Below are 18,984 nucleotides of genomic sequence, written 5' to 3' on the forward strand. Positions count from 1 at the left end.
TACAATTGCGTCCGGAATAAATGTAGCAAAAGCATCTTGCTTTTGAAATATATTCCGTGCTGAATCTCGGTGTTTGAATAGCGTACTTTACCCAGTATATGGGTGCAATATAATTCGTAATAATGGGTTTTAGATCAATAAAGCACAACCTGTTAAGGTCAATCATTTGCGGAGCTGGAAGCCTGCCTGCTTTGCGACGGCAGAGGCAGGCTCCGGCTACCTAGGAAAACCTATTCCTTTTCCAGCACAAGCATCACCCGGCTCGGCACATACACCTTGAGGTTTTGGTGTTCGTCGGTAAAATGGTCCACCGTCGTGTCCAAACGATCAAATCCACCAAATTCTGTCGCATCCGAATGAAGAATGATTCGGTAGGTTCCGGCTTCAGGAACCCAAAAATGGAAATCGGTGAAAGATTCTGAAGGGTGAAACGAAAACACAAAAATCAACCCGGCTCTTTCGTAGGCCAGCAGTTTTCGGTACGGATCGAGATAAAGCTGACGGGCTGATGGCGCCGCCAACACCTGGTATTTGGTGCCGAGGGAAATCATCGCCCGATCCCAAGCGCCCAGATGCGCGTATCGAAGCAGCGGATCATCCACCAACGACCACTGCCGCCGAGCGTACTGATAGCTCCAGTTGTTTCCTTCTCGTGGAAAGTCCACCCACTCCGGATGGCCAAATTCGTTCCCGATGAAATTCAAATACCCTTCGCCACCGATTGAAAAGGTGATCATCCGGATCAGCTTGTGCAACGCAACCCCCCGATCAACGATCAGATTTTGCTGCATCGTGGACATGCTGTAGTACATTTCTTTGTCCATCAACCAGAAGGCTAGGGATTTGTCACCCACCAAAGCCTGGTCGTGGCTTTCGGCGTAAGCGATGGACCGTTCTTTCGCGGGCCGGTAGGTAAGCTGGTGCCAGAGTTCGTGCAGGTTCCATTCTTCGTCGGACTTTTCTTTGAGGGTCTTGATCCAGTAGTCCGGGACACCCATCGCCATCCGGAAATCAAATCCGATGCCGCCATCCTCAATCTTTCGGGCCAATCCCGGCATGCCGCTTACATCCTCGGCGATCGAAAGAGCGTCGGGCCGAAGTTCGTGGATCAGGGTGTTGGCGAGTTGCAGATACACAATCGCATCGTCGTCAACCCGGTCGTCAAAATACAAATCCGCGTGGTCGAAATCCATATACAATCCATGGTGGGTGTACATCATCGAGGTCACGCCATCAAACCGGAAGCCGTCAAAGTGAAACTCTTCCAGCCAGTACCGGATATTCGATAGTAAAAACTGCTTGACCTCCGGTTTGCCATAATCGAACACCTTGGAATCCCAGGCCGTATGATAGCCCCGGTCTCCGGCATGAAAGTATTGGTAGTCGGTTCCGTCGAATTCATTCAGCCCTTCATTGACGTTTTTTACCGCATGGGAGTGAACGATGTCCATGACCACCGCAATTCCCATTTCATGGGCTTTGTTGACCAGGGATTTGAGTGCTTCCGGGGTGCCAAACCGGGAGGAGGCCGCAAAAAAGTTAGAGATGTGGTAGCCAAATGAGCCGTAGTAGGGGTGTTCCATGACGGCCATCAGCTGGATGGTGTTGTATCCGGCGGCTTTAATCCGGGGGAGGGTTAATTCCTCAAACTCCTGATAGGTCCCGACGCACAATTTTTCCTGCGCCATACCCACATGGCATTCGTAGATCAGGGGCTGATCGAGACTGGCTTTCGATGAAAAGTCCTGATCGGTCCATTGAAAATTTTGATCGAACCACAGTACCCCGGTATAGTCGTGGGTATCCGGGTCCTGGATGACCCAGCGGATGTACACCGGGATACGATCCAACTCTCCTTTGTCGGAGCGGACCCGTACCTTGACTTTGCTTCCGTGCACGAGACGATCTATGTATTCATCCCGGGGGAGAAAGATTTCCCAGACGCCGTTTTCTTTCCGTTCCATGGGGTGGCTGGAGCGATTCCAATCATTGAAATCACCAAAAAAACAGAGTTGATGTGCCGCCGGAGCCCATTCCCGATACACCCAGCCGTTTCTTTCTGCATCAAAATGGATCCCAAAATATTCATGATTGCGGGCAAAATTTACGATGCTTCCGCTGCGCTCTTGGATGGCTTTTAGTGCGCCCTGGAATCGATGGACCCGATCCACGATTTTGGATTCATAGCCCTGTAGCCACTCCTCCTCTCTTATTAAGGCAATTTTACTGGATTCATTCATGGCGTTCAAGTTGAGTGAAATTATATAGGTCTCAATTTACCGGATAAATTTGGAAATGATACCATTTGCATTTGATAATGCCGTATAAGATTTTGTAAATATTCAAAGATTGTCGAGAAAAAAACCGGAGGTATAGCTGGAGTTACACCGAGTATTTTTGATGAAGAGAATCGAAGAATATTTCGAAATATATGCGGTAATTATGAATTCAAATGGTAGGAGTGCACCCATGGCCCAAGAAGAAATATGAGTAGTTGGTCAATGAAATACGAACTTTACCCAAATACCTATCGACTCTCGTTCTTGCAGCACTTGTGCACCAAGAACAACGTTCTTATCATTATCTTTTCCCGCAGATTACACAGATCAACGCAGATAACACGCAAGCCAGTGGCTTGGTTTGATCGTAAATACCACTTTTTATGGCACAAGTTCTGCGAAAATCTGCGAGATCAGCAGGCAATATAGATTTCTGATGATCAAAGCAGAGTTTCTAATATTGCTCATCCCATTCGATACACTCCTCATCCAAATAGGGATATTCCCGGGCATGCTTTTAATCTTAATTTCACCTGGAACCCCAAGGATTGATCTGCAGTAAAGTTATCAAACCTACGATAAGTCAAAATACAAAATCTTTCACTAATTTTCAGATTTACCCAATCAAAAAGTGCTGACATGCAAATACTTAAAGACCTGTATCAAACCGGGGGTGACATCAATGGCCTCACTTTTGATCTGCAGGGGGCTTCGTGGAACGACGGAAATTCCTATGTCCTGAAAACGAAAGCCGGATTAATCCTGTTTGATTGCGGGTGTGGAGATACTCTCGATCAGATATTTGAGAATATGCAGTATTGGGATCTGGATCCGGCTGGCATTAAATATTGTTTGCTTACCCACCCTCATTTAGATCACGCGGGGGCGGGTCATCTTCTCAAAAAAAGAGGGGTCGAATTGGTCGCTATCGAGGAAACAGCGGATGCTGTCTCGGCTGGAGATGAACGATGTGCCGGGTATTTGTACCATAAAACCTTTACTCCGGTGGAAGTGGATCGGGTCGTGTCTGATGGTGAAATCCTCCATTTGCTGGGTGTTGAAATTCAGGTAGGCCATTACCCGGGGCATTCCATGGGGTGTACGGCCTTCTCATTACGTCATGAAAATAGAAATATTGTGATCAGTGGTGATATCATTGGAACCTTGATGGTGGGGGATTTTGGATGGGATGGATCCATCGATTTTGATAAAAAAATTTATATCGAGTCGCTCCGCCGATTTGCCAAACTGGATCCGGATATTATGCTTCCGGGTCATGGCATGATCTATTTTCATAAACCGCAATGGCGCGCAGAGGAGGTCTTGAATAGCGCGTTAATGGCGTGGAGGTAAATTTTCATGCAGTCCAACCAATATGGATTTGGTTTATCTGAGGTTGGTTATCCGATTTTCCACCTGTAGCGATTGGCCTTTTCACAGAGGTTCATAGAGATTTTTCACAGAGGTCTACTGGGTTAGGCTTAGCCCTTGATGGAATGGTATTTAGGGCTAATAAAGCTCCTTATCGTTTTGCCTTCCATCCCGTCATCCCCAACGAGTCAAAGAATTTAATTGTTCAGTTTACATTATAGCTTCCGCTTATAAACACTTCTCATCCCACAAAGACATACTATCCTTGTAATATAAAAATAACCACTGCACCCCTGTAACGGCCCCAAATTCCATAGGGGCAAGCTGACTTTAGTCGCTCGAAATAAGAAGCTTTCTCATCTACAATAGCAAGATAATTTATGGCGGTCAAAATTTCATGAACAACTATATTTCTCTACATTATAGCTATGGTTTAACAACAAGGAAAATTATCCCGTCATAATTTATACCACACAATGTAAATTAATACTAACTATTTCACAGAGATTAAGTCAGTCTAGTCGTTGATTTTCTAAATTCAATACTCTATTTTTATATGTAAATAGTCTGCCGCCAATTGTGTCACCGAGGTCGAAGTATCTTAGCAACGGTTATTGTCAAAATATCGATCGGTCTTGGGCGGATCGTAATGTATATTTAGACATTGCGACTTCTCCGAAGTCGATAAATACTGCAAAACCATCTGCTAACATAGTTATGACCTCTCCGAGGTCTTTTGAATCAAATTCAAATAGAGCTTTTATTTGCGCTGAAGAGGGACAAGTTGGGAACGGAGCAAAACAGTACCCCTTGTAAAAGTGACCTAGTCGCACATGCGATTTTAATCCATTGACATAATGGGATCGGTCCTATTGGTCGCTGCGCTCCTGTCTTCGCCGCCAAAACGGACAAGCCGCCCACCGCCTTTCTGCTCCATAATAAACGCGCTTATGATGCAGGTAGCGTTCCCATACCTCGTCCATTTGGTGGGTATAAAGTAATCGAAACTGATCCATCTTCCGGGAGGTAGGATCCTTGATGAGATCCAGTCCTGTAATTAATTCCTTGAACTGCATGGCGCTCGCCATGGCGTGAAACAGGCCCTGGGAGGACAGCGGGTCAAAGCTGAGGGCTGCATCACCGATGGCCACCCATTGATTTCCGGCAACGTGTTCCAGGCGGGTCGAATTGGCGCTGACCGTTCCATGAAACTGAATGGCATCATGGGACTCATGCAGTAGGCGTCGGACCGGTTGGTGTTCTTTTGCAAGCAATAGGAAGCCCTCAAGTTCTCTCATTTGGTTCCGGTCGATCAGGTCGGCATCGGTCTGATAAGCCAGCACTCTTCGATGGCCCGGCACGACTGCGCTGTACCACCAGCCTGATTCGCAGGCAGAAATGGTGCTCATTTTGTTTTTTCCGTGATCGGGCATGGTGCTCCAGCAGGAGATCAGTTTGTCAAAATGGTCGCGTCGGACACCGACCTGTCTGGCAAAGCGGGAGGGCCGACCGGTGGCGTCGACCACAAAGCGGGCTGTGATCTGTTGTTTTATATTATTCGGCGACGGAGTACCTGCCGTGGTAGTGACCAGCCATCGACCCTGTTCATAAAAACTGCTATAAAACCTGGTCGGCCAGATGGACCGGACACCCCTTTCCATTGCTGTGCGACGAAGGTGGTTTTCAAACTCCTTCCGGTTCAGGCAGAGAACAGGTCCGTCCGGATTATTCAAATGGTCTTCGATTTGCACTCGATCACTCCCCCAATAGGATTGCATCCCGATGTTTTTACGATACAACTGCTCTTTTTTCCGGGGATTCAGGTTTTGAAAAATGCCGAGTTGCTTTAAAATGCGCTGTGCTGCCGGTGCCAAAGATTCGCCGATGCGGTCTGATGGCTCTGACAATTGATCAATGAGGGTCACGTCATATTGATCCGCTAAAGAAATTGCTGTGAGGCACCCCGCAACTCCGGCCCCGATAACCAACAGATCTGTTTTTGCATGCTTTTCCAAAGACATATCCGGTCCCGCTATGGATGATATCTGGTAAACCGATTCATCTTTTCCGGGACGCCTACCTCCACTCTTTCAGTCTGATGACGCATGGCCGTAGACTTCGCCACTTTGTGCGTCTTGGTTTCCAGCAGACCCAATAGTTTTTTAACGGTTGGTGTCAGCGCATGATCGTCTTCCAGCTCGGTCTTGACCAATTTCTTGAGTTGAACTTTGGCTTTCTCCAGTAATTCCTGCTCATCCAACAGGTTTTCATGCGATAATCTGTCGACAGTGGATGCCAACAGGTTTTGCCCTGCATGGCTTAGATCATTCTCTCCTCCCAATAGCTTTCGGATTTCGTGTTGTGCCGCAGATAACAGAGCAGCCTCTTGGTCGGGGCTGGGTGGGATTCCCACCTGCATTTCATCTGGGAAATTGGGATCATCGGGAAGCCCGGGCCGTTTCTGCAAGATGGCCAGTTTGTCAAAATGGTTGATCATGCTGTTGATCTGATTCGTATAATTGGCTGGTTTTCCTTCCAGTGGAAGATTGTCCAACCAGGCAGACCGGAAGGCAAAGGACTCGATTCGGGTTTCTTCGGATTGATTCGGATCCATCGTTTTTCTATACCGGTCCTCATTCAAAATGGTGTTTGGTACCCGTGCCGGCCAAAACGTCGGTAAATACGGGTCGTATGATTTGGTGTACCCATCCCGGCAGCTGGCGGTATCTGTCTGCCAGGGAATGGCCATCCAACGGGTGATTCCTCCGGCTACCTGCCCGCCCTGTAAGGGGCCTTTGGCGAGGGTCAGTACATCCGGACTTAAGACCGGCCCATAGTAATCTGTGTTCACCGGCGGTGTTTTCGGGGCATGTTTTAATCGAAAAGGTGCCATATACATGCCAGATGTCCGCATGGGCCAGGTCATCTCACAGCCCGGATGAAAGGCATCCGCGAGACAAAATTCCATGGCTGCTTTGGTCAGCATCTCCGGTTGTTCATCAATCGGCAAGCTGTCGATGGTCGGTGGCTTCGGATCATGCGGGCATTCACTCCGATCCACGTAGTCGGCATCAAAATCACCTTTGACCCATTGATCCAGAAATTCCAGTTGCAAATCCGATAAGGTGGCGTGCTGACGTATGGACCCGGTGGTCGGAATGCTGATGGCATCGCCATAAAGCCAGGGCCACAATTGAGCGGATTCAGCGCCTGAAATATGCACGCGCCGGAAATTATTGGAAATGGTTCTTCGCATTTCATAATAGGCCGGCGAGGGGTTGCCTAGTTTTTTAATCCATTCGCTGGTGGTATAGTCAAACTGACCACCCCACCCAAAGGCCGCTGCAAACCCGGCATTCGCCCATTGCAAATTGGTCATTCGCTGAAAAATGGGTAAGATGTCTTTCGAAAAAGAAGGACGTGCCGGGCGGGCCAGCATATTGGACTTGATGGCCACGTCCCGCATGAGATCCCACATGGTCCGGACGGATTTTTGCATGGGCGCATAATCCGGCGGTGCACAGATCACCCAAGCGGGATCCACTTTTAGTACTGTGTCATCATATTCTACTTCGGCGGTAACGGGTCCGTCTGATATATCATCGTACCAGCCTTCATTATTCGCAAAGGTCACGGCAATATTGTTGTTTGTGTTTTTGGATTTTCCATGTCCACCCAGCATAATCAGTCGCCCCTTCTCATCGGTTCGCATTTCACCCAGATAAACTTTTTCGGATAGAAAGGTGCCTTCGAAAGTAGGACCGTTGTATATACCGGGACCGGCGACCGTTTGTTTTCCTCCGTCAATCAACAATTCACTGCGATCACTCACGTTGATGTTCCGCAATCTCGATGGCGGCGCATCTGCGGCTTCGGGAATATCCATGGCCAGTTGAAATTCGTACCACGATGCTTTTTGATTGGCCAAATGGGCGTGCCAGGTGATTTTTGCATTTTCTGAGGTCAGTTCTCGGACTGCTTTCCCGGCAGCGTTGAATCCGTATATGCGGAATTGCGCAGCCTGTCGTTTTAAGGCGCCGATCTCATCCCTGTACGCATATACATCGGGCTTAGGCTCCGGATTGTCCACCAAAGGTCCGATAAAATACTCCTTTTCGCTATTGCCGACCCGCATGACTCCGATCGGCGGATAAATTCCGGCTTTGACGATGCAATCGCTGTTGGCATCCGTATTTTCTTCAAAATTGGGATTTCGTTCATCTGGTTCCTGCAATTGCTGACCATTCGCCTGGTGACGGGCCCGGGCACTGGCTGCATAAACCTCCTTTCGAACCTGCGCGACGGATCCAAGAGGCTCATGTTCGGCCAAGGTGCGCCAGATGTTAAATGAAAGGTTGCTGCCAAAATATTCCTGTCCGATGGCGCAAATATCTTGTTGGGGGAGGTGGAGCCGTGCGATGCAGGTGTAGGGACTTTTATCGGTGTCCCATACTGCTTGCGCATCGTCGAGTGGCATGTTGTCCTCGTCATTCCGGAGTTGTATTTCAAACCGGAAGGTCGCTTCTTTTTTGCGCAATCGCTGTTGCAGATCCAGTGAAAGATAGTCGTCGTCATTGAAAGGGGCGCCCTGGTAGGTGTCCTCAGGAACCAGTCGATATTTTACAATTTGAGATTCGCCCAGTTTGAATGGTAGTATGGCCCAGTAGCTGGCACTCAGACAGCTGGCCTCTTCTTTGGTCATGGCCCTCAGAATGGCTGCCAGTTCGGGGTGCTTCTTGATGTAGGAGTCGTAATCGCGATTGACGACACCGGCCGTCGTAAAACTGCACATTTGCTGTGCATCACGTGCAAAAAATCGGTCGATGTTCTGAAAGATAAAATCCGCTGTGGAGCCTTTTCCGAATAGTTTGGGGCCTTCGACTCCGAAAAGCTTCAGCCCGACGCCAATAGTGGAATGCAGGTCGGGTGAACTGGGTCCGGTATCGCTGGAAAAGCGAACCGCACATTCGTACGAGTTCCCGTTGAAAATTCCAATTTTGAATTTTTCATCCAAATCCTTATTGATCATAAAATGGCCATAGGCTATGCCGTGCTGCTTTCGGAACACGGACCGTTCAGCTGGCTTTTGACCCCGTTCAATCCGGGTTTTTTGTCCCATTTCGACGAACATCTCTTTGAGCCGTTTGGTCACGGTCTGAATATTACCTTCGGAGTCCCAGCAGGTCACATCATTGGCTGATGGCTTTTTGTTTTGATCGTTTTTGTCTGTAGCCATTTGTAATTCATTTAGTCGGAAGTGCAGTAGAAAATACAATTGTATTTGACTAAAATTAGGAAAATATACAGATGTATACAAGTTAAATTAATATATTATTTGGAAAATAGTTGACTGTCTAGTGTTCCAATTCAGAAGTTGTATGTATTATATGAAGCGCTCCCATCCACAATAAGTTGGATTATCTGTTTAGAGTGTTTTGCCCCGGTGCTTTAGCCCGGGGAGAAATATGATTTACCAAGTCAGGCTTTAGCCTTTAATAAATGTCGCAGATGGGGGCTGAAGCCCAATATTGTTTTGTATTCCCAACCCCGCCATAAATGACGGGGCAAAACAGCACCCATGTATAACTGTGTCATATTCGCTAAACAGGTAAAATTTGAGGATGGAAGCGCGAAATGGATCCTATACATTATTTATGATTCCATGCACTAGTGCGCCAGAGTTTCAGCTCTCACATTTTTCTGATCACAATGGGGTACTTCTCCAACAATCCGGCGAGTCTGCTCTGTGCGAATTCGGCTTTCTTGATTCGGTTGGTATCCAGATCGATCGAGAAGTGGTATGCGGTGGTGAAATCTGCTTTTTCCAGATTCGTCCGGTCAAAAACAGCGCCTTTTAAATTGCATTCATCCAATATAGCTTCGGATAGATCGGCCTCTGTAAAGTCCACTTCTTCCAGTTGGGAGTCCTTAAAATGGGTTCTTTTGATGGAACAGTCAAAGAAGGACGAGTGGGTCAGAATACAATCCACAAACTCAAATTCAAGACCAAATTTGCTGCACAGTTCAAAATGAAGACCCAGCATTTTGCATGACGTAAACTTTACATTTTGAAACGAGGTGTTGTTCAGTCGAGCATTGCTCAAATCGCATTCCGAAAATTCGCAATCTACGAACTTGATTCCTGTCAGATCTGAATTGGAAAAGTTGCAGTTTGAAAAGGTGCAAAATTCATACTCCCCTTTTTCTAACGGGGTTTCGGTAAAGTCTTTTTGCTTGTAATTCTGGTCTTCTATGTATGTCATTTGGTGTGTTTTATCTAACAGATGGTTTTACCCGGTATGTATGAATTGAGTGAGCAGCTGAATCACATACAATTGGGTTGTTTAGTTGTTTGTACGTAGTTCATAATTGCAAAGATTTTAACAAAAACGGGATGGACAAACTTGTCCGACTCGTCTAAAACAGACATATATTTAGCGTGTTTTTGCCCGGGATAATGGAGCTTCAGCTCCGTTCTTTGAAATTCTGATTAGAATGCAGAAGGCGCTGTCAGAGCTGGAGCTCTAACTTCCCAGGGGATCAACAGCGCTAAATACATATTCAGGCGGAATGATTTGACAGTGATACCATGTACCACGACTCATGGTACGAACTTCATTCCCACCTTTTCAGCTTCAGCAGATCCTCTTTTAACTCGATGACTTCAAATCGGTGCGCGACCTCCGAATCCGGATTCAATATGGTGAGCACCCGGTTGGAATTCTCGTAGGTCCAGACTCCCTCCGTCATATAGTGGGCGTCATTGGGTGCTAATACCAGGTAATGACAATCGTTGTGGGTTTTAAAATCAAAAACTTGTCTGAATCGGGCGGGTGGAAATTCTTTGTAATCATCAGGCCGGTATATCCGAATATCGTGCGAGGGGTTTTCTTCATACGATTCGATCCAGGTGTTTTTGAACAACGCAGGCTGGATGGTATCGATGTCATTCTTTTTCTGACAGCTGGTTGTAATGACTAGAAGAACAAAAAGTACGGGCAATCGGTTCATTATTGTTTTGTCAGGTGTTGCATTGTATTTCTAATTTTTTCCATTAACCATTAACCATTAACCATTAACCATTAACCATTAAGCATTAACCATTAACCATTAACCATTACCTCCACCGGAAATCCCTTCGCCTTCCAGGCTGCGATGATTTTCTCCAGTTGGTAATTAGTTTGGCTTGAACATCATCCTGTCAATTTTTCTGGAAATCAAAAGCCTCACAAGCTTCCACTTGCTTAAGATACAAACTATCTCACATGTTTTTTGAATAAATTAAACTAAAAGATTTGGAATCATTACTTTTATTATGTCCCACGTCGAACTGCAGTTTGTCGATTCGACGTAAAATAGAACACGACTATGACAGAAAAAGACGAATTCGAGGAGATTCGGAAGCAGAAAGCCATTGATTCTGAGCTGGAGCATACCGAGGAATCCAAGGAGGATTCCCGGAAATCTCACCAGGAGATCCTGAGTGAACAGATTGAAGAAGGTGAAGCCATCTACGATATCAATGAGCGGAGCATATTAATCAGCTCGTTCACCGCCGGCCTCGAAATCGGGTTTAGTTATCTGCTGATGGGTGCGGTTGTAACATTTTTTACGGGCAAACTGTCCGAAGAAGCCGTGATGAAAATGACCACGTTTGTCTATCCGGTCGGCTTTATCATGGTGATATTGGGACGATCGATACTCTTTACCGAACAAACGTCATTATTGAGCCTTCCAGTTTTGAACAACAAACGGTCGGTCTGGGATCTGTTTAAATTGTGGGGGCTGGTAATAACGGGGAATTTGTCCGGTGGGTTTTTAATGTCTGGTATTTTGATTTGGATCGGCCCAAAACTGGGAATTTCAGACCATGCAGCCGTTGAAGATATTGCCATCCATGTGACCGATCACCCGTGGTTTGTCATCCTGGTCAGCGCCATTCTAGCTGGTTGGTTGATGGGATTGCTGTCCTGGTTGCTGACTTCATCCCGGGATACGGTGAGCCGGATTTTGGTGATTTATATGATCACTGCGATCATGGGGTTTACAGGTTTACACCACAGTATTGTGGGGAATGTCGAGGCCTTTTCCGGATTGGTGGTTTCTCCGGAAATAGATGCATGGGAGTATTTGAGGTTTATAGGCCTGGCGCTGATGGGGAATGGTATCGGAGGCGTGGTCTTTGTGGCCTTGCTGAGGTACCGCGCATTTATCAACAATATTGAGGACCTCTGATATTCATTTTTTTACTAACCCATTTGTTCCATAGCTTTTTGAATTTTGAGATGGGCATTAACAATCTCTGGTTAAAAAAGAGTCGTTCTTATGGAGCTCAGTTCAAGCTAAAATAAAACAATCCGGGCTGGTCCTTACGATTTTTAAATTTCCGTCGAATCAATCGGGATGTTACATGCCATGGACCTTTTTTTGAAAAATGCTTCAGTTTGATTTTGACCAGAAAATTATTGTTTTGATGGAAGTATATTTTTACCGCAGCTTTGGAAGGATGGACTTTCAATTTCCTTATGGTTCCCGCATATTCTTGGGGAGTGCTCGAATCCGGTGATGAAAAGTGGACTTTTCCGTGGTGGAACACATAGTCCACGTCCTTGCCCGAGAGGACAAAATCAAGGGTGTCTATTTCACCATAATCTGAGATGTATTTCATAACCTCACCATCCGTCAGGACAGTTTCCAAAATGGAAACTGTAGGATTCTGGGCTGAGACCTTTGAAACCGATGAAGCCACCAGTAAAAGTAAAATGTATTTCATGCCAATTCTATTTTCTTTGGTTCTAGGACGTACAGCCCGCCCTGATTGTTACAGCGCTAGCTTGAATTTCTCCATTCTAAGAGAGTTACATATTGATTTCATTAGAATCGTTTTTGAACTATTTCGCTGTATTTTCTTTTTTAATGAGAATCATTTACTAATTCGCAACATGCGAGCTTGAGAGGAAATATATATGGTTTTCGCATAATCATAAATGAGCTGTGCCGCAAACATGATAAGTTCTGCGTTTTTATGACACCAATAATTTATGTTTTGATTTAAACTTCCTATTCATGACATCAAATACTTATATTGATTTTAGCGAACAACACGATTTGTCACCATGGGAAATCCAGAATGATACCGTGATGGGTGGACTGTCCCACAGTAAACTGGTCTGCAATGAAGCAGGAAATGGCGTTTTCAAAGGCAAGGTTTCTCTGGAGAACAATGGCGGGTTTGCGATGGTGCAGTATTATGGCAAACCATGGAATGTTTCGGAATATTCAACAGTCCTAATACGGGTCAAAGGCGATGGGAAGCGTTACCAATTTCGGATCAAGAATCAACGGAACGACCGGCATTCCTATATTCAGTATTTTGAAACCAATGGAAAATGGCAAACAATATCGATTTCTCTGGACAAGTTGACCCCTTGGTTTCGCGGTAAAAAACTGGACCAGTCAAATTTTAAAGGTGATTGCATCGAAGGGATTGCTTTTTTGATCGGAAATGGGAAAGACGAGGATTTTAGTTTGGAAATTGATAAGATCATGTTCGGATGAATAACGAACCATACATATCGCTGGGTCGGTTGACCAAAAGCTATCAGGAAGGATCTGTAACGCGGGCTGTTCTCAGGGATCTCAGTCTGGATATGGATGAAGGGGAAATGATTGTTCTCCTGGGGCGGTCCGGGTCTGGAAAAAGCACACTGCTGAATTTGATCAGCGGAATTGATAAGCCGGATACGGGAAAGGTTTTAATCGGGGGTACAAACCTGGTTTCGTTGAATGAAAAACAAAGAACCCTCTTTCGCCGGAATAACATCGGCTTTGTGTTTCAATCGTTCAATCTGATTTCGACGTTGACGGTGCATGAAAATGTACTGTTGCCGCTGAAGTTAAAAAACAACGCTGATCGGGAAGCGTTCCGGAAAGCCACCCGGTTTTTGGAAGAGGTAGGATTGGGCGATCGGGGTGATAGTTATCCAGACCGGCTGTCTGGCGGGGAGCGGCAACGAGTGGCTATTGCCCGGGCATTGGCCAATGAACCGCTGCTGATCCTGGCTGACGAACCTACTGGCAACCTGGATTACAAGACCGGCCAACTCATCCTCAAAATGCTGCATACGCTGGTTCGAAAAAACAATCGAACGATAATCATAGCTACCCACGATCGGGATATATGCCAAATTGCGGATCGTGTCTTCAATTTGCAAGACGGGGTGCTGAATGAAGTGAAAAACCACACTGAAATTACCGGGGAATGAAGCGGTCCAAAACGAATCTCCTGTGGCGATCCAGCATCCGGTTTTTGTTGCAGCATCCCTGGCACTTCGCACTCTCTATACTGGGGGTAGCCTTGGGGGTGTCCATGGTGGTCTCCATTGATCTGTCGAACAGCTCTGCCCAAAAAGCCTTTTCACTATCTACGCAGGCGGTCACCGGTGAGGCTACGCATCAGGTCACCGGAGCTGCTGACGGGCTCGATGAGTCGGTCTATCGTCAACTTAGAATGGCGGAGAAACCGCTGAAGTCCGCACCGGTCGTAGAAGGTTATGGTCGTCTTTCCGTAGTGAACAGGACCTTCCGGATCCTGGGGGTAGATCCCATCGCAGAAGCCCCCTTCCGCAGTTTTGCTAGTCAGAAAGCAGGGATTAACCTCTCTGATTTTATCAGCGGAGAAACTACAGGGCTAGTTTCGCACGATGTGGCGAGTGAACTCGGTCTGGCTGTGGAGGACACGTTGATGGTGTCAGTGAGTGGACACACTTTTCCGCTGCGATTGATCGGTCTGATTAACCCCGACAACGACCAGACCCGCCGGGCTCTCGAGAATTTATTGGTTGTGGATATTGGAACAGCCCAGAAACTCCTGAATATGCCCGGGAAATTATCGCGAATCGATCTGATCCTGCCGGAAAACACCAACGAAAGAGCCATTAAAAACATCACGACTTTGTTGCCGGAAGGTGCTGATCTGTCGCGCTCGGACTCCAGATCACAGGCTGTCTCGCAGATGATCAATGCTTTTGAGTTCAACCTGCAGGCACTGAGTATGCTGGCCTTATTGGTGGGGATGTTCTTGATCTACAATACCATGACATTTTCTGTGGTGCAGCGACGACCCCTGATCGGTCGTCTCAGGGGAATTGGTGTGACGAAGCGAGAAATTCTCCGGGTCGTGGTTCAGGAAGCGATTCTGATTGGAGTGATCGGTACGGCGATCGGAATTTTGGCCGGATTTTTCTTAGCGCAGGTTTTGCTAAAGTTGGTGACCCAATCGATAAATGATCTTTATTTTGTGGTCTCCGTGCAAGAGTTGTCGATCGGGATTTATCCCTTGATCAAAGCGGCTGTTTTGGGAATGGGCGCCACCCTGTTGGCCGCCTATTGGCCGGCTCGGGAGGCATCCAATGCCGAAGTTTCCACCGTTCTTAACCGGTCGTCCAGTGAATCAAAAATCAAAGGCAGGATAGGGACACTGGCTCTTGCGGGAATCGTAGTCGGAGGCCTGGGGGGTGGTCTTCTTCTTATTCCAAATGGGAGAATAGGGATGGGGTACGTTTCTTTGCTGATGATTATTATCGGATTCTCATTGACGATTCCACTATTGGTTACAGGCTTGACTGGATTGATCCGTCCGGTTTTGAGCACCATAAATGGATTGATCGGTAAAATGTCTGCTCAGGGAATTGTGACGGAACTGAGCCGGACTTCTGTGGCCATCGCGTCCCTCGTCGTTGCGGTAGCCGCTACCGTGGGCGTGGGGGTTATGGTGGATAGTTTCCGCACGACCGTTGTGTCGTGGCTGGAGATCCAATTACAAGCGGATGTTTATGTGCAGGTTCCACGGGCAGTGACGCGCAAAGCGGATGGAGAACTGGATCCGACCGTTGTCCTTCGTCTGAAACAAACGGATGGAGTCGCAGGTTTTCATACGGTACGGAGTGTAGATGTCCACACAAACTTTGGAATTGATCAACTGGTGGCGGTGGACAATGAGGTAAGTTCGCACAATACCTATCAGATGAAGGAAAGCGAACCCGGTTTTTGGAACCGCTTTAGAAACGAAGCTATCGTCATGGTTTCGGAAGTCTATGCGTATCGACATCATGTTGACTTAGGCGATTCGGTTTTTATACGGACTGACCGTGGTAGAGCAGGATTTCAGGTGGCCGGTATATTCTATGACTATGCCTCCGATCTCGGGACCATAACGATCAGCCGGAATACCTACGATGCGTATTTTGATGATCCGGCGGTTTCCGGTCTTGCCTTGTATGCGACGGATGGGGCGGATGTGGATGAGTTGGTGAAACGGCTTCGAAGCAGGTCAGAGGGTCTGCAGGAAGTACTGATTCAGTCCAACCGCGGACTTCGGGAGGCCTCGATCGCAATTTTTGACCGGACCTTTACGGTGACGATCGTACTTCGGATGCTCGCCATGCTAGTGGCTTTTGTCGGGGTGTTGAGTGCACTGATGGCGATTCAGCTGGAGCGGAAAAGAGAGCATGCGGTGATGAGAGCGAACGGAATGACGCCCGGGCAGTTATGGAGTTATGTGATCACACAGAGTGGGGCCATGGGTTTGATAGCAGGTATATTGTCCTTGCCTTTGGGCATCATAATGGCGTATATTCTGGTGTATGTGATCAATATGCGATCATTTGGCTGGACCTTGCAGTTGATGGTTTCGCCCGCACTGCTCATGCAGGCTGTCTTACTGGCTTTTTTGGCAGCATTACTAGCTGGTATTTATCCATCCTATAAAATGGCCAAAGCCAGCCCGGCCGATGCATTGCGTAATAATTAGAAGAAAAACAGTATGAAACTATCCGGATGGTTTGTTATTGGGTTTTTGACAATGGCAGTTATTGGCGTCATCTGGTGGATTTCGATCCCACCTGAGGTTGAAATTCGTACGTCATTGTCGGCCGTGGATGCGATGAGTGGAGATACGGAAGGGTATCTACGTGCCGACGGGCCGCGTGAATTTGTGTTCCCCGATGATCACGGAGCACATGAGGGCTTCAAAACGGAATGGTGGTATTATACCGGTAATTTGTTTACCGGGGATGGTCGGCAATTCGGGTATCAGTTCACCATTTTTAGGAATCAATTAAATCCACCAGCGGAAGGGGTGGATACGGTTACGGAAGAATCAGGTTGGAGTACTGATCAATTTTATCTGGGCCATTTTGCCCTGTCTGATGTGGAAAATAAAAACCATATTTATGAGGAGCGATCGAGCCGGGGCGCGATTGGACTGGCGGGAGCCCGGGCTGTGCCTTATCGCATTTGGCTGGAAGATTGGGAGGTGCAACGAGTCGGTGGTGAATCTGGTTCTGATCCACGTTTTCCGGTTCGGCTCAAAGCCAAAATGGTGGGTGGTGCCGCCATTGACCTACAGATCACGCCGGCAAAACCACTGGTGCTGCAAGGTGATAGAGGCTATGATCAAAAAGGATCAACCGCAGGGAATGCATCTTATTACCTTTCCTTCACTCGGATGGATACGAAAGGTACTTTGAAAATTAATGACCAATTATTTGAAGTATCTGGCCACAGCTGGATGGATCACGAATGGAGCACCTCTGCCCTGGACGAAGACCAGAAAGGCTGGGACTGGTTTTCCATCCAACTGTCCAACGGGTATGATCTGATGTACTATCAACTCCGGCTAAAGGATGGCTCTGTCAGTAGGTTTAAAGCCGTCACGTTGGTAGATCCGGCGGGTGAAAAGGTGCCGATCGATCAGGAAGATGCTACCCTTGAAGTACTGGATCATTGGGAAAGCCCGCACAGCAAATCCAGTTACCCATCCCAATGGAAATTGACGATACCACGGGTCGATTTATCACTGGATATAAATACGGTATTTCCGGATCAGGAAATGGATGTGTCCGTTCGGTATTATGAAGGAGCGGTGGCCGTAGCCGGGACCATGAACGGGGAAGAAATTAGCGGCCATGGGTTTATTGAAATGACAGGGTATGAAGGTAAATAGTCACGTGGAGGTGTAATGACGAATTTATTCATGGATTTATAGATAGTGCGAAGGAGTGTTTCGGCTGATATGTAGTAGAAAATTTCCCTAAATTTGAAACTAATATTTATTGTTGGATGTTACAAAATTATTATGTACACCTGTGAGATTAAAAGAGAAAGCACCAATAGATTCAGGTTTGAATGCCTGGATTCACGAGGTTATCCTATATTAAGAAGTGCTGATCTTGATTCGCGAGAAGAGGCTTTGACAAAATTAAGCTGTTATTTGAATCCTGATTCAACGGATTATATCTTTGAGTTTTGTGAGGATGAGGATTGTCACTATTTTAAAATCACTTTAGATGGTGTTGTTCTTTTGGAGAGTCGTTCATTTGATAATAAAAAGACTGCATATGATTTTATGGTAGAAATGAAGAGTGGTTGCAAAATAAGCCATATCATCGATAAATCTTTCGAGGATGCTTGTTATTATCTAAGCTGTACTTCCCGGCTTCAGTTCAGATCACTGCTGAAAGTTGAATTAGAAAAGGATGATGATCAATTTGTGGGATCCATACCAGAATTAAATATTTTTGCATATTCCAATGACCTCAATGAAGTCATTGATGAAATAAAATTAGATTTAGACGATTTGTTTAATGATCTCTTCGTAGAACATCACACCTTATCTTCAAGAGCAAAATCAATTAAGGATATCTTCAAATCTAAATTGCAGTTGGATGCCGTTTCGTAGTTTTTCCGAAAAAGAAGTTCGAAAGGCTATACTGAAAAAAGCAGCACCAAAAATAGCTAATAAGAGAGCACCCCATTGGAGAGGAAAAATATATCTTGGTGATGTTTACTTCAGCACAGTGAAAATTCCAAATCCACACAATAAAAATTTTGGTTAATCAAAAGCAAGAAATCTTGCTAAACAACTTGGTTTAGATAAAGAGCAGTACAATGCTTTTGTAGGTTGTTCATTAAGTAAGGATGGTTATTATGAATTAATTTCATCTTGATAACGGCCGATTATGTTTTTGATAATCCAGTCATTTATTCATTAGTTGCTCTGTTGGGGAACTCACATCTTCACCACTAATTTTCCTCTGGCATGACGCGTTTCTGTTATCTCAAGGGCGTCCAGCACTTTTTCAAAGGAGTATTCTTTTTCGATGACCAGTTTTATTTTTCCGGAAGTAATATCCTGAACAAGCTGGTTCATTTCTTTTTCTCTTATTGGTTGTTAATGCATAAAGATCTCTGACTGCAGTGTGTTCTTTAATTGAAATTCACTTAATATGCTTACGAAAATTCATTCTTCCACCCAATACTCTAACCACAAATA

14 protein-coding genes are annotated in these 18,984 nt (G+C 46.2%); 7 read left to right on the forward strand and 7 right to left on the reverse strand.

The window, feature by feature from the left end; genetic code table 11:
- Positions 1-230: 230 nt before the first annotated feature.
- A complete protein-coding gene (locus tag KUV50_RS10880) occupies positions 231-2,240 on the reverse strand; it encodes an alpha-amylase family glycosyl hydrolase (RefSeq protein WP_222580172.1) in 2,010 nt (669 codons plus the stop codon).
- A gap of 678 nt (positions 2,241-2,918) precedes the next feature.
- Between KUV50_RS10880 and KUV50_RS10885 the strand changes: the two genes are divergently transcribed.
- Positions 2,919-3,632, forward strand: a complete 714-nt coding sequence (locus KUV50_RS10885; protein WP_222580173.1) for an MBL fold metallo-hydrolase — start codon at positions 2,919-2,921, stop codon at positions 3,630-3,632.
- An 887-nt stretch (positions 3,633-4,519) separates the two neighbouring features.
- Here KUV50_RS10885 and KUV50_RS10890 read toward each other — a convergent pair.
- The 4 genes from KUV50_RS10890 to KUV50_RS10905 form a co-directional block, all read right to left on the reverse strand.
- Positions 4,520-5,671 (reverse strand): NAD(P)/FAD-dependent oxidoreductase, encoded by a 1,152-nt coding sequence (locus KUV50_RS10890; RefSeq protein ID WP_222580174.1) that lies wholly within the window; start codon positions 5,669-5,671, stop codon positions 4,520-4,522.
- 11 nt (positions 5,672-5,682) lie between these two features.
- Complete coding sequence (locus KUV50_RS10895; protein WP_222580175.1) at positions 5,683-8,886, reverse strand: LodA/GoxA family CTQ-dependent oxidase; 3,204 nt, start codon at positions 8,884-8,886, stop codon at positions 5,683-5,685.
- 454 nt (positions 8,887-9,340) lie between these two features.
- A complete protein-coding gene (locus KUV50_RS10900; RefSeq protein WP_222580176.1) occupies positions 9,341-9,913 on the reverse strand; it encodes a pentapeptide repeat-containing protein in 573 nt (190 codons plus the stop codon).
- 352 nt (positions 9,914-10,265) lie between these two features.
- Positions 10,266-10,661, reverse strand: coding sequence for a hypothetical protein (locus KUV50_RS10905; protein ID WP_222580177.1), 396 nt, complete (start codon positions 10,659-10,661; stop codon positions 10,266-10,268).
- A gap of 357 nt (positions 10,662-11,018) precedes the next feature.
- Here KUV50_RS10905 and KUV50_RS10910 point away from each other — a divergent pair, with 357 nt between their 5' ends.
- Positions 11,019-11,885: a formate/nitrite transporter family protein gene (locus KUV50_RS10910; protein ID WP_222580178.1), complete on the forward strand. Its 867-nt coding sequence runs from the start codon at positions 11,019-11,021 to the stop codon at positions 11,883-11,885.
- Between the two features lie 97 nt (positions 11,886-11,982).
- On the opposite strand, the gene KUV50_RS10915 is transcribed toward KUV50_RS10910, so the two are convergent.
- Positions 11,983-12,423, reverse strand: coding sequence for a hypothetical protein (locus tag KUV50_RS10915; protein ID WP_222580179.1), 441 nt, complete (start codon positions 12,421-12,423; stop codon positions 11,983-11,985).
- A 293-nt stretch (positions 12,424-12,716) separates the two neighbouring features.
- On the opposite strand from KUV50_RS10915, the gene KUV50_RS10920 reads away from it, so the two are divergent.
- From KUV50_RS10920 to KUV50_RS10940, 5 genes are all read left to right on the forward strand, one after another.
- Positions 12,717-13,208 (forward strand): CIA30 family protein, encoded by a 492-nt coding sequence (locus KUV50_RS10920; RefSeq protein WP_222580180.1) that lies wholly within the window; start codon positions 12,717-12,719, stop codon positions 13,206-13,208.
- Entirely contained in the window at positions 13,205-13,915 is a 711-nt protein-coding gene (locus KUV50_RS10925; protein ID WP_222580181.1) for an ABC transporter ATP-binding protein, read from the forward strand. The genes KUV50_RS10920 and KUV50_RS10925 overlap by 4 nt, the downstream gene beginning before the upstream one ends.
- Entirely contained in the window at positions 13,912-16,461 is a 2,550-nt protein-coding gene (locus tag KUV50_RS10930; RefSeq protein ID WP_222580182.1) for an FtsX-like permease family protein, read from the forward strand. Before KUV50_RS10925 ends, KUV50_RS10930 begins: the two co-directional genes overlap by 4 nt.
- A gap of 12 nt (positions 16,462-16,473) precedes the next feature.
- Positions 16,474-17,655: a lipocalin-like domain-containing protein gene (locus KUV50_RS10935; RefSeq protein ID WP_222580183.1), complete on the forward strand. Its 1,182-nt coding sequence runs from the start codon at positions 16,474-16,476 to the stop codon at positions 17,653-17,655.
- 93 nt (positions 17,656-17,748) lie between these two features.
- Positions 17,749-18,390 carry a hypothetical protein gene (locus KUV50_RS10940; protein ID WP_222580184.1) on the forward strand — a complete coding sequence of 214 codons (642 nt, stop codon included), beginning with the start codon at positions 17,749-17,751 and terminating at the stop codon, positions 18,388-18,390.
- Positions 18,391-18,720: 330 nt separating this feature from the next.
- On the opposite strand, the gene KUV50_RS10945 is transcribed toward KUV50_RS10940, so the two are convergent.
- Positions 18,721-18,861 (reverse strand): zinc-binding dehydrogenase, encoded by a 141-nt coding sequence (locus KUV50_RS10945; protein ID WP_222580185.1) that lies wholly within the window; start codon positions 18,859-18,861, stop codon positions 18,721-18,723.
- Positions 18,862-18,984 lie beyond the last annotated feature (123 nt).

The sequence above is a fragment of the Membranihabitans marinus genome, assembly GCF_019802045.1.
GTDB lineage: Bacteria > Bacteroidota > Bacteroidia > Chitinophagales > Saprospiraceae > Membranihabitans > Membranihabitans marinus_A.

What these genes read in the sequence shown, in the direction of transcription:
- KUV50_RS10880 (WP_222580172.1), bottom strand. Translation starts at nt 2,240, where the DNA reads ATGAATGAATCCAGTAAAATTGCCTTAATAAGAGAGGAGGAGTGGCTA.
- KUV50_RS10885 (WP_222580173.1), top strand. Translation starts at nt 2,919, where the DNA reads ATGCAAATACTTAAAGACCTGTATCAAACCGGGGGTGACATCAATGGC.
- KUV50_RS10890 (WP_222580174.1), bottom strand. Translation starts at nt 5,671, where the DNA reads ATGTCTTTGGAAAAGCATGCAAAAACAGATCTGTTGGTTATCGGGGCC.
- KUV50_RS10895 (WP_222580175.1), bottom strand. Translation starts at nt 8,886, where the DNA reads ATGGCTACAGACAAAAACGATCAAAACAAAAAGCCATCAGCCAATGAT.
- KUV50_RS10900 (WP_222580176.1), bottom strand. Translation starts at nt 9,913, where the DNA reads ATGACATACATAGAAGACCAGAATTACAAGCAAAAAGACTTTACCGAA.
- KUV50_RS10905 (WP_222580177.1), bottom strand. Translation starts at nt 10,661, where the DNA reads ATGAACCGATTGCCCGTACTTTTTGTTCTTCTAGTCATTACAACCAGC.
- KUV50_RS10910 (WP_222580178.1), top strand. Translation starts at nt 11,019, where the DNA reads ATGACAGAAAAAGACGAATTCGAGGAGATTCGGAAGCAGAAAGCCATT.
- KUV50_RS10915 (WP_222580179.1), bottom strand. Translation starts at nt 12,423, where the DNA reads ATGAAATACATTTTACTTTTACTGGTGGCTTCATCGGTTTCAAAGGTC.
- KUV50_RS10920 (WP_222580180.1), top strand. Translation starts at nt 12,717, where the DNA reads ATGACATCAAATACTTATATTGATTTTAGCGAACAACACGATTTGTCA.
- KUV50_RS10925 (WP_222580181.1), top strand. Translation starts at nt 13,205, where the DNA reads ATGAATAACGAACCATACATATCGCTGGGTCGGTTGACCAAAAGCTAT.
- KUV50_RS10930 (WP_222580182.1), top strand. Translation starts at nt 13,912, where the DNA reads ATGAAGCGGTCCAAAACGAATCTCCTGTGGCGATCCAGCATCCGGTTT.
- KUV50_RS10935 (WP_222580183.1), top strand. Translation starts at nt 16,474, where the DNA reads ATGAAACTATCCGGATGGTTTGTTATTGGGTTTTTGACAATGGCAGTT.
- KUV50_RS10945 (WP_222580185.1), bottom strand. Translation starts at nt 18,861, where the DNA reads ATGAACCAGCTTGTTCAGGATATTACTTCCGGAAAAATAAAACTGGTC.